This is a genomic window from Nocardia sp. NPDC003693, assembly GCF_053981095.1.
The window spans coordinates 57,207-66,563 of sequence record NZ_JBSFNO010000043.1 but is presented as its reverse complement, the minus strand read 5'-3'; the positions used below and the strand labels follow the sequence as shown (position 1 = coordinate 66,563).

Below are 9,357 nucleotides of genomic sequence, written 5' to 3'. Positions count from 1 at the left end.
CCTGTCCGGAGTGGTGGCGCGGCACGCCGCCCGCCGCCCGGACGACATCGCCGTGATGTGCGCGGGCGAGTCGATCACCTACCGGGAGCTGTCCGCCGAGATGTGCGCGCCGCCCGCGCTGCCGGGTTCTCGCACGCGATCCGCCGGTATTTCGCACCCGCCGTCGCGAGTTTTCGCATGCAAGACTCACTTTGTTAGCCATCGTCATGAACGACACGCTGTGTCGACTCGCCGATAGATATGTTCAGTTTTGTCGAAAAGTGGCACGGCGGCACTTCACTATCCCTATAACAGGTTCTCATCTGAGTCTCGATGAGGAGCCGGTTCATGCGTGGTTTTGTTTATGAGAACACTGTTAGCAGCCAATACGGCAGCGGTGGCGGGGTCGGCCGACGCCGATTCTTGGCTGGAACAGGTGTCATTCTTGGGGCTGTGGCAGCGGGTGCGCTGACCACGAAAGCGGCTCCGGCACGCGCGTTGCCGACCAAACCGCTCGCCGACGGCGACCGGGTACAAGCTCTGGTGATCGGCTCCGGATACGGCGGCGCGGTGGCCGCGCTGCGCCTGGCCCAGGCCGGAATCAACGTCTCCGTGGTCGAAATGGGCATGTCGTGGGACCAGGCCGGTTCCGACGGCAACGTCTTCTGCAAGATGATCAGCCCCGACGGGCGCTCGACCTGGTTGTCGGACAAGACCGATCAGCCGATCAAGCAGGTCATGGGCATCCCGATCGACAAGTCCGTCCCCCGCTACACCGGCGTGCTGGCCTCGGAGAAGTTCAGCGGGATCCGGGTCTACCAGGGTCGTGGCATCGGCGGCGGCTCACTGGTCAACGGCGGAATGGCCGTGACGCCCAAGCAGGAGTACTTCGGGAGCATCCTGCCGTCGGTGGACGCGGGCGAGATGTACAGCACCTACTACCCGCGCGCCAACGCCACCCTCGGCGTCAACTCGATCGACTCGGCCTGGTTCGACAGCGCCGAGTGCTATCAGTACGCCCGGGTCGGTAGGAAGCAGGCCGAGCGCTCCGGCTTCGCCGCGCCGTTCGTGCCGAACGTCTACGACTTCAACTACATGAAGCAGGAACAGGCCGGCACCGCCACGCGCTCCGCGCTCGACGGCGAGGTCATCTACGGCAACAACCACGGCAAGCGGTCCCTCGACAAGACCTACCTCGCGACCGCCGTCGGCACGGGCAAGGTCGGCATCACCGTCCTGCACACCGTCACCGCGGTATCGCCTGCCGACGGCGGCTACAAGGTGGAGATGAAGCAGCTCGACACCAGCGGCAACACCGTCGCCACCAAATCCGTTGTGGCGGAGAAGGTCTTCTTCGCCGCGGGCAGCGTGGGCACCAGCAAGCTGCTGGTCACCATGAAGGCGACCGGCAAGCTGGGCAATCTGCCGGACACGATCGGCACCGGCTGGGGCAACAACGGCAATGTCATGACCGCGCGGCAGAACCACGCGTGGGACGCCACCGGCAAGCTGCAATCGGCCATCCCGGTGCTGGGCATCGACAACTGGGCCGATTCGGGGGGCCGGGCCTTCGCCGAGGTCGCTCCGTTCCCCGCCGGCCTGGAAACCTTCGCCAGCCTCTACCTCGCCATCACCCAGAACCCCAATCGCGCCAAGTTCACCTACAACTCCGGCACCGGCGGCGTGGACCTGAACTGGCAGCGGTCCTGGAACGAACCGAGCATCGCCGCGGGCAAGCGCATCTTCGACAAGATCAACAAGAAGGAAGGCACGATCTACCGCGTCGACCTGTTCGGCGGCCAGAAGCAGTGGAACGACGAGCTCACCTACCATCCGCTCGGCGGCTGCGTGCTGAACCAGTCGACCGACAACTACGGTCGCCTCCCGGGCTACCAGGGGCTGTACGTGATCGACGGATCGCTCATCCCCGGTCTGACCACCGTCAACCCGTTCGTCACGATTACCGCGCTCGCCGAACGGAATATCGAGAACATCATCGCCAACGATCTGGGCTAGCCGGAAGTATTTCGGTGCGTGTCCGGCGCGGCGCCGGTCTTGTTCGCGTTAGCCTGGGATATGGACGCTGTCACGGTTGTCCCCGCCCCCGCAAACGAACCGGTGCACACCTACGCGCCGGGTAGTCGTGAACGTGAACTGCTGACGGGCAGGCTCGCCGAAATCTCCGCAGAATCAGTCGATGTGCCGCTGGTGATCGGTGGCAAACATCAACCCGGCACGGGCGCCCGGGCCGACATCGTGATGCCGCACCGGCACCGCCATGTCCTGGGCGCCTACACCGAGACCACCCACGACGAGGCCCGCTCGGCCGTGGACGCGGCCATCGCTGCGGCCCCGGCCTGGCGGGCCCTGCCGTTCGACGAACGCGCTGCGGTGCTGTTGCGCGCGGCGGACCTGCTGGCCGGTCCGTGGCGCGAGACCATCGCCGCGGCCACCATGCTCGGGCAGTCGAAAACGGTGCAGCAGGCCGAAATCGACGCGCCGTGCGAGCTGGTGGACTTCTGGCGCTTCAACGTCGCCTTCGCGCGCGGGATCATGGCCGATCAGCCGGAATCCTCGCCCGGGGTGTGGAACCGGATGGACTACCGGCCCCTCGAGGGGTTCGTGTACGCCATCACGCCCTTCAACTTCACCGCCATCGCCGGGAACCTGCCCACCGCCCCGGCGCTGATGGGCAACACCGTGGTGTGGAAACCCTCTCCCACGCAGACGCTTTCGGCGTACTACACGCTGCAGCTGCTCGAGGCCGCCGGACTGCCGCCCGGTGTGATCAACCTGGTGACCGGTAGCGGCATCCCGGTCTCGGAGGTCGCGCTGGCCGATCCGCGGCTGGCGGGCATCCATTTCACCGGATCCACCACCACCTTCCAGCACCTGTGGCAGCAGGTCGGGGCGAATATCGGCCGCTACCGCGGGTATCCGCGCATCGTGGGGGAGACCGGTGGGAAGGACTTCATCGTCGCGCACTCCTCCGCCGATCCGGACGCCCTGCGCACGGCGATGATTCGCGGGGCGTTCGAATACCAGGGGCAGAAGTGCTCGGCCGCCTCGCGCGCGTACATCGCGAAATCGGTGTGGCGGCAGATGGGTGGGGATTTCCTGGCCCAGGTCGAGGAGCTCACCTACGGGGACGTCGCGGACCTGTCGAATTTCGGTGGGGCGGTGATCGATCGGCGGTCCTACGACAAGTGCGTGGGCGCCATCGGGCGCGCGCGGGACGCGGGGGTCGAGATCGCGGCCGGCGGGGTGTACGACGACGCCGAGGGCTTCTTCGTCCGGCCGACCGTGCTGCTCAGCGACGATCCGGGCGACGAGTCCTTCGCCACCGAGTATTTCGGGCCGATCCTGTCGGTGTACGTGTACGACGACAGCACCCCCGACGGCTTCACCGACGTGCTCGACATGGTGGACGGCACCTCCCCGTACGCGCTCACCGGCGCGGTCTTCGCCCGGGACCGGACGGCGGTCGAACAGGCTTCGGGCGCACTGCGATTCGCCGCGGGCAACTTCTACGTCAACGACAAGCCCACCGGCGCGGTGGTCGGGCAGCAGCCCTTCGGCGGCGCCCGCGCCTCCGGCACCGACGACAAGGCCGGGTCCCCGCTCAACCTGTTGCGCTGGGTCGCGCCGCGCACGCTCAAGGAAACCTTCGTCCCACCCACGGATTACCGGTACCCGCACATGGAGGCGTGATGAACAGCAGTCACTCGCAACGCCGTCGCGCGGTGTGCCCGCGGCCCGCCGACGACACCGCGCCCGGGCGGCCGGCGAACGACCCGCGCGCGCGACGCCCGCGGAGCGGATGCGTGCTGCGCCCGGCGGCCGGACCGGATGGGGGCCGGCGATGAACCCGCTGCGTCCCGCGATCCTGGCCGCGGCCAACTCGGCGCGGCTGAAGAAGGCAGTGACCTCGACCCCGGTGACCTCGGCGGTGGTGCGGCGATTCGTGGCGGGCGAGACCCGGGCCGAGCTCGCGCCGGTGGTACGGGAGCTGCTCGCCAGTGGGCGTTCGGTCAGCGTGGACTTCCTGGGGGAGTACACGCAGGACCGCTCGGTCGCCGACGCCGCGGTGGCGGAATATATTTCGCTCATCGATCTGCTCGCCGACCTGGATCGGGAAGTGCCGGTCGCGGCCGGCGGGCCGACCACCTCACCGCCGGAGCGCACCGGAGCGAGCGGGCCGGCGGCGCGGGATTCGGAGCCGGCCGTCGCGCCGGGCGGGGACGCGGTGCCGCGCGTCGAAGTCTCGCTCAAGCTGTCGGCGCTGGGGCAGGCGCTGCCCGCCGACGGGCCCGCCATCGCGGCGGAGAATCTGCACAAACTGTGCGCCAAGGCCGTCGAATCGCGCGTGTGGGTGACCGTGGACGCCGAGGATCACACGACCACCGAGGACACCCTGGCCGCGGTGCGGCTGGCGCGGGCCGAATTCCCGTGGCTGGCGGTGGCGATGCAGGCGTATCTGCGTGCCGCCGAACGCGATTGCCGGGACGCGGCGAGCACCGGCACCCGGATTCGTTTGTGCAAGGGCGCGTATCAGGAACCCGAGACGGTCGCCTTCCGCCGCCGGGGTGAGGTCGACGCCTCGTACCTGCGCTGCATGGAAGTACTGATGACCGGCGGCTGGTACCCCATGATCGCCTCGCACGATCCGGCCATGGTCGAGGCCGCGCTGCGCTTCGCGGCCGAGAATCACCGCGGCCCGGGCAGTTTCGAGTTCCAGATGCTCTACGGGATTCGCGACGCCGAACAGCGCCGCCTCACCGCCGAGGGGCACGCGCTGCGCGTCTACATCCCCTACGGCACCCAGTGGTACGGCTATCTGGTGCGGCGCTTGGCCGAACGGCCCGCGAATCTGGGTTTCTTCCTGCGCGCTCTGGCCGATCGCGGCTGAGGGCGGGTCGGGAACCGTTGTGCGAGAGGGATGTCCGTTCGCAGCCGGTTCCCCGGCCGGGGACGGCCGGGAAACCGGCTCGGGCGGAGGTGACCGCCCGTCCGTGCCGGGTCTGCGCGGGGTGAGCGCGCCCGGCTCATCGGGTGCCCGTGCGGCCGTGTGGGCCGGGGGTATCACGGGCGTGTGAATCACGCTGTGCCGCGGCGTCGTCCGCCTCCTCTCGCTCGGTGGACGACGCGGCGGTGTGCGCGAGCTCAGACCAGCGGACGCCCGAATCGGCGGCGCCGGCGCAGGTCGGCGAGGTAGAAGTTGTAGGGGAACAGCCGGATCACCGTGGGCAGCTTGGACCACACCGCGGCCATGACGCGCAGCATCAGGGTGAAGCGGCGTTCGTCACGGGCGGTCCAGGTCATGCCCATCTCGGCGCGCAGGTGCGGCGGGAGCAGGGCGGTGGTCACGAACCGGTGGAAAGGTCCGAAGACCCGCTGCAGCCGCGGCGAGATCATCTTCAGGTCGGTGAGGGCGTTGAAGTACTCACGGGTCGGATCGTCGATCGTGCGCGTCTTCAGGGTCTGCTCCCAGTAGACGTAGAACTCGTCGCGGGTGGCCGGCCACATCTCCTGGCGCATCTGCAGGGTGGTGCCGAAGCGGGCGCAGTGCTGGTAGAAGGCTTCGGCGAGTTCCGGGGTCATGGGCCCGCGCAGGCGCTGGTACAGATCGTCGAGACCCCAGTACATGCAGGACGCCACCCACAGCTGGAGCTGGGGATCGAAGGCGTTGTACTTGACCGGGCTGGTCGGCTTGGTGCGCACATGGCGATGCACGCTGTTGACCGCGACGCGGTAGGCCGCCCGATCGCCCTCGTCGCCCATCAGCGACACCGCGATGTAGGTCAGCGTGGTGCGCAGGCGCTTCATCGGGACCAGCATGACGCTGCCGGAATGCACGTCGCTCTCCATCACGCCGTACCCCACGGGCTTCAGCGCGAGCTGCATGATCACATTGGCCGCGCCGCCGAGGAAGGCGGCGATACCGTCGATGTGCTCGCGGACTTCCGCGGTGGTGAGGGAGGTGGGAACCGAGACCGGTCCAGGAACGGAGTTCAAAGAACCAACCGACTGGTACGAGTCAATGGCATCATCGGACTTGCGCAGGGGGGCGGTCATCGTTGACTCGACTCCTCGTCGTCATACCTCGGCGGTGGAAGAGAATTTGAGAAACTCTCACCCTCACCTTCTCACCGAGGTGTCATACTGTCAATGTGCGATGATTGGTGCCTCATCGTATCTTCGCGACTCGGAAGGGCCCGGACATGGCCAAGCTGGCCAAACTCTTGCCGCTCGTGCGCGGATCCGCTCCCGAGGATCGCAATCAGGCCAAGGTGCTCGACGCCGCCATGCTGGCGTTCCTCGACTTCGGTATCAAGCGGACCAGCATGGTCGAGGTCGCCCGGCGCGGCGGGCTCTCGCTGGCCACGCTGTACCGGCGCTACGCCGGCAAGAACGATCTGATCCAGGCGGTGGGACTGTGGCAGACGCGGCAGTTCATCAACAGCGTGGACACCGCGGTCCAGTCCCAGGTCGACCGGGACGCCAGTGCGCAGGATCAGATCGTGACGCTGTTCATCGCCTTCCTCGAAGGGCTGCGCGGCAACCGACTGCTGGTGCGGCTGCTCAAGACCGAGCCCGAGATCGTGCTGCCGTACCTCACGGTGCAGGGCGCGCCGGTCATCGAACTCGGCCGCGACTACCTCGCCGAATTCATCACCCGGCTGCAGGCCGAAGGCAAACTGCCCGAGTACGATCCGCTGCCGCTGGCGGAGATGGTCGCGCGCAACGCGCTCTCGCTCGCGCTCACCCCGCAGACGGTCATTCCCCTCGACGATCCGATCGCGCTGCGGCGCTTCGCGATCGAGCACGTGGTGCCGGGATTCCGGATTCACTGAGGCGATCGGTGTTCCCGGCCGATCCGGGGGCGTCGGTGTGCTGCCGCACCGCTGGGACGCGGTGCGGCACGGGTATTTTCAGACCAGCTTCAGGCCCAGCCGGCGGCGCAGGCGCATGTCCATCAGATAGGCGTTGATGGGCAGCACGCGAATCGACGTGGGGAGCAGGGCGCTGCCGGTGCCTATCGCGCGCAGGGTGTGCGCGAGCAGGCGATCCTGGCGCGGGGTCCAGGTCATGCCCATCTCGTCCCGAAGGTGTTGCGGGAGCAGGCCGATCACGAAGAACCGGTGCACGCGCGCGAAGGGCAGCCGCAACGGGCGGGGGAGCATGCGCAGGTCGATGAGGTCGTCGAAGTAGGCCGCGATGTGCGGATCGATGCGGGTCCTGGCGAGATTCTCGGTCCAATACCGGTGGAAGGCGGCTCGATCGGCGGGCCACATCTCCTCGCGCATCTGCAGCGTGGTGCCCAGGCGAGCGGAATAGCGGTAGAAGGCATCCGCGTCCTTCTCGTTCATGGGACCGTGCATGCGCTCGTAGAGATCCTGCGCGCCCCAGTACAGGCACGCCGCCACCCAGAGCTGGAGTTCGGGATCGAAGGCGTTGTACCGCACCGCGCTTCCCGGCGCGGAGCGCACCTGCCGGTGCGAGGTGTTCACGGCCTCGCGATAGGCGGCGCGATCCTCCTCCGAACCCATCAGGGCCACCGCCAGATACGTGATGGTGGTGCGCAGCCGCTTGATCGGGTGGATCATGACGTTGCCGCTCTCCACCGGGGATTCGACCACGCCGTAGCCGACGGGGCGATTCGCGAGCTGCATGATCACATTGGCCGCGCCGCCCAGTAGTCCGGAGGCGCCGTCGATGAATTGACGGATATCGATGGGCGGCTCGTCGATCGGGGAACGCTGCTGCCGGGGTGCGCGAAGCGGCCTGGTCATCGTTGACCACATCCTCAGGTGAGAAGGTTATGCATAAATCCTCTTACCCACTCGCGGGGGCTGTCAATCCGCGAGCGGCCTTCGCACCCGATTCGTGTCCCGGGGCCGAGTGGGCAGCGCGCCGGGCGGTAGCGTGGGCGGGTGTCGTACAGGTCGCCGCTCCTGCTGAGTTCGCTGCATCCGGCCGCCGTGGCCGCCGGAGACGATATTCCCGACGCCGTCACCATCGAGGGCGTGACCCTCTCGCGCAGCGATCTGCTGGGCGCGGCCACCTCGGTCGCCGAGCGTGTGGCGCGCGCCGAGCGCGTCGCGGTGCTGGCGGCGCCGACGGTGAAGACCGTGCTCGCGGTGGTGGGCTGCCTGCTCGCGGGCGTCACCGTGGTGCCGGTGCCGCCGGACGCGGGCAGCGCGGAACTGGCGCACATTCTCGCGGATTCGGGCGCGCAGGCCTGGCTCGGCGACGCCCCGGAGGGCACCGAACTGCCGGTCATCCCGGTGCGCAAGCACGCGCGCTCCTGGCACGTCTACGGCGAACCGGACCCCGCCGCAACGGCTTTCATCCTGTACACCTCCGGCACCACCGGTGCGCCGAAGGGCGTCATGCTCAGCCGGCGGGCCATAGCCGCCGGGCTGGACGCGCTCATCGCGGCGTGGGGGTGGAAGGCGAGCGACACACTGGTGCACGGGCTTCCGCTGTTCCACGTGCACGGACTCATCCTGGGCGTGCTGGGACCGCTGCGCGTGGGCGGTCCACTGGTGCACACCGGCAAGCCCACGCCCGAGGCGTATGCCGCAGCCGCGGGCACCATGTACTTCGGCGTACCCACCGTGTGGTCGCGGATCGCCGAAGATGCCGATGCCGCACGGCAATTGGCTAGGGCCCGGGTGCTCATCTCCGGGAGCGCACCGCTGCCGGTCCCGGTCTTCGAGCGCCTGCGCGAACTCACCGGCCACGCGCCCATCGAGCGCTACGGCATGAGCGAAACCATGATCACCCTCTCCACCCGGCCGGACGGCGAGCGCCGCCCCGGCTGGGTGGGCACCCCGGTCGACGGCGTCCAGACCCGTTTGCGCGACGAGGCGGGCGAACCCGTCCCGCACGACGGCGAGAGCGTCGGCGGGCTGCAGGTGCGCGGGCCGATGCTGTTCGACGGCTACCTGAACCGTCCCGAGGTGACCGCCGAGAACTGGACCGAGGACGAGTGGTTCAAGACCGGTGACGTCGCGGTCATCGACCCCGAGGGCTTCCACCGCATCGTCGGACGGGAGTCGGTGGACCTCATCAAATCCGGCGGCTACCGCATCGGCGCCGGTGAGATCGAGACGTCGCTGCTCGGGCATCCGGCGGTCGCCGAGACCGCCGTGGTCGGGGTGCCCGACCCGGATCTGGGGCAGCGGATCGTGGCCTTCGTCGTCTTGCGCTCCGGGGCAACGGGTTCCGAGCCGCAGCAGCTGATCGATCATGTGGCGGGTGAGTTGGCCGCGCACAAGCGGCCGCGGGAGGTGCGGGTGGTGGATTCGCTGCCGCGTAACGCGATGGGCAAGGTGCAGAAGAAGTTGCTGCTGTAGGGGGTGATCGGCCGCC

Annotated in this window: 8 protein-coding genes; 6 read left to right on the top strand and 2 right to left on the bottom strand. The window is 68.4% G+C overall.

Features of this window, described 5'->3' with window-relative positions; genetic code table 11:
* The 4 genes from ACWDOP_RS32965 to ACWDOP_RS32950 all read left to right on the top strand — a co-directional run.
* Positions 1-238, top strand: a 238-nt coding sequence (locus ACWDOP_RS32965; protein WP_456348170.1) for a hypothetical protein, incomplete at its 5' end; no start/stop codon positions are given.
* A gap of 194 nt (positions 239-432) precedes the next feature.
* Positions 433-1,995, top strand: a complete 1,563-nt coding sequence (locus ACWDOP_RS32960) for a GMC oxidoreductase (protein ID WP_456348169.1) — start codon at positions 433-435, stop codon at positions 1,993-1,995.
* A 60-nt stretch (positions 1,996-2,055) separates the two neighbouring features.
* Positions 2,056-3,690 (top strand): L-glutamate gamma-semialdehyde dehydrogenase, encoded by a 1,635-nt coding sequence (gene pruA / locus ACWDOP_RS32955; protein WP_456348168.1) that lies wholly within the window; start codon positions 2,056-2,058, stop codon positions 3,688-3,690.
* Positions 3,691-3,841: 151 nt separating this feature from the next.
* Positions 3,842-4,888: a proline dehydrogenase family protein gene (locus tag ACWDOP_RS32950; protein ID WP_456348167.1), complete on the top strand. Its 1,047-nt coding sequence runs from the start codon at positions 3,842-3,844 to the stop codon at positions 4,886-4,888.
* A gap of 254 nt (positions 4,889-5,142) precedes the next feature.
* On the opposite strand, the gene ACWDOP_RS32945 is transcribed toward ACWDOP_RS32950, so the two are convergent.
* A complete protein-coding gene (locus tag ACWDOP_RS32945) occupies positions 5,143-6,054 on the bottom strand; it encodes an oxygenase MpaB family protein (RefSeq protein WP_456348166.1) in 912 nt (303 codons plus the stop codon).
* A gap of 146 nt (positions 6,055-6,200) precedes the next feature.
* On the opposite strand from ACWDOP_RS32945, the gene ACWDOP_RS32940 reads away from it, so the two are divergent.
* Positions 6,201-6,833, top strand: a complete 633-nt coding sequence (locus ACWDOP_RS32940) for a TetR/AcrR family transcriptional regulator (protein WP_454202775.1) — start codon at positions 6,201-6,203, stop codon at positions 6,831-6,833.
* 78 nt (positions 6,834-6,911) lie between these two features.
* On the opposite strand, the gene ACWDOP_RS32935 is transcribed toward ACWDOP_RS32940, so the two are convergent.
* The gene (locus ACWDOP_RS32935; RefSeq protein WP_456348165.1) at positions 6,912-7,772 is read right to left on the bottom strand and encodes an oxygenase MpaB family protein; all 861 of its coding nucleotides are present in this window, start codon (positions 7,770-7,772) and stop codon (positions 6,912-6,914) included.
* A 141-nt stretch (positions 7,773-7,913) separates the two neighbouring features.
* Between ACWDOP_RS32935 and ACWDOP_RS32930 the strand changes: the two genes are divergently transcribed.
* Positions 7,914-9,341, top strand: coding sequence for an acyl-CoA synthetase (locus tag ACWDOP_RS32930; RefSeq protein WP_456348164.1), 1,428 nt, complete (start codon positions 7,914-7,916; stop codon positions 9,339-9,341).
* Positions 9,342-9,357 lie beyond the last annotated feature (16 nt).

Coding starts and splice junctions, on each gene's coding strand:
- ACWDOP_RS32940 (WP_454202775.1), top strand. CDS start 6,201: ATGGCCAAGCTGGCCAAACTCTTGCCGCTCGTGCGCGGATCCGCTCCC.
- ACWDOP_RS32945 (WP_456348166.1), bottom strand. CDS start 6,054: ATGACCGCCCCCCTGCGCAAGTCCGATGATGCCATTGACTCGTACCAG.
- ACWDOP_RS32935 (WP_456348165.1), bottom strand. CDS start 7,772: ATGACCAGGCCGCTTCGCGCACCCCGGCAGCAGCGTTCCCCGATCGAC.
- pruA (WP_456348168.1), top strand. CDS start 2,056: ATGGACGCTGTCACGGTTGTCCCCGCCCCCGCAAACGAACCGGTGCAC.
- ACWDOP_RS32950 (WP_456348167.1), top strand. CDS start 3,842: ATGAACCCGCTGCGTCCCGCGATCCTGGCCGCGGCCAACTCGGCGCGG.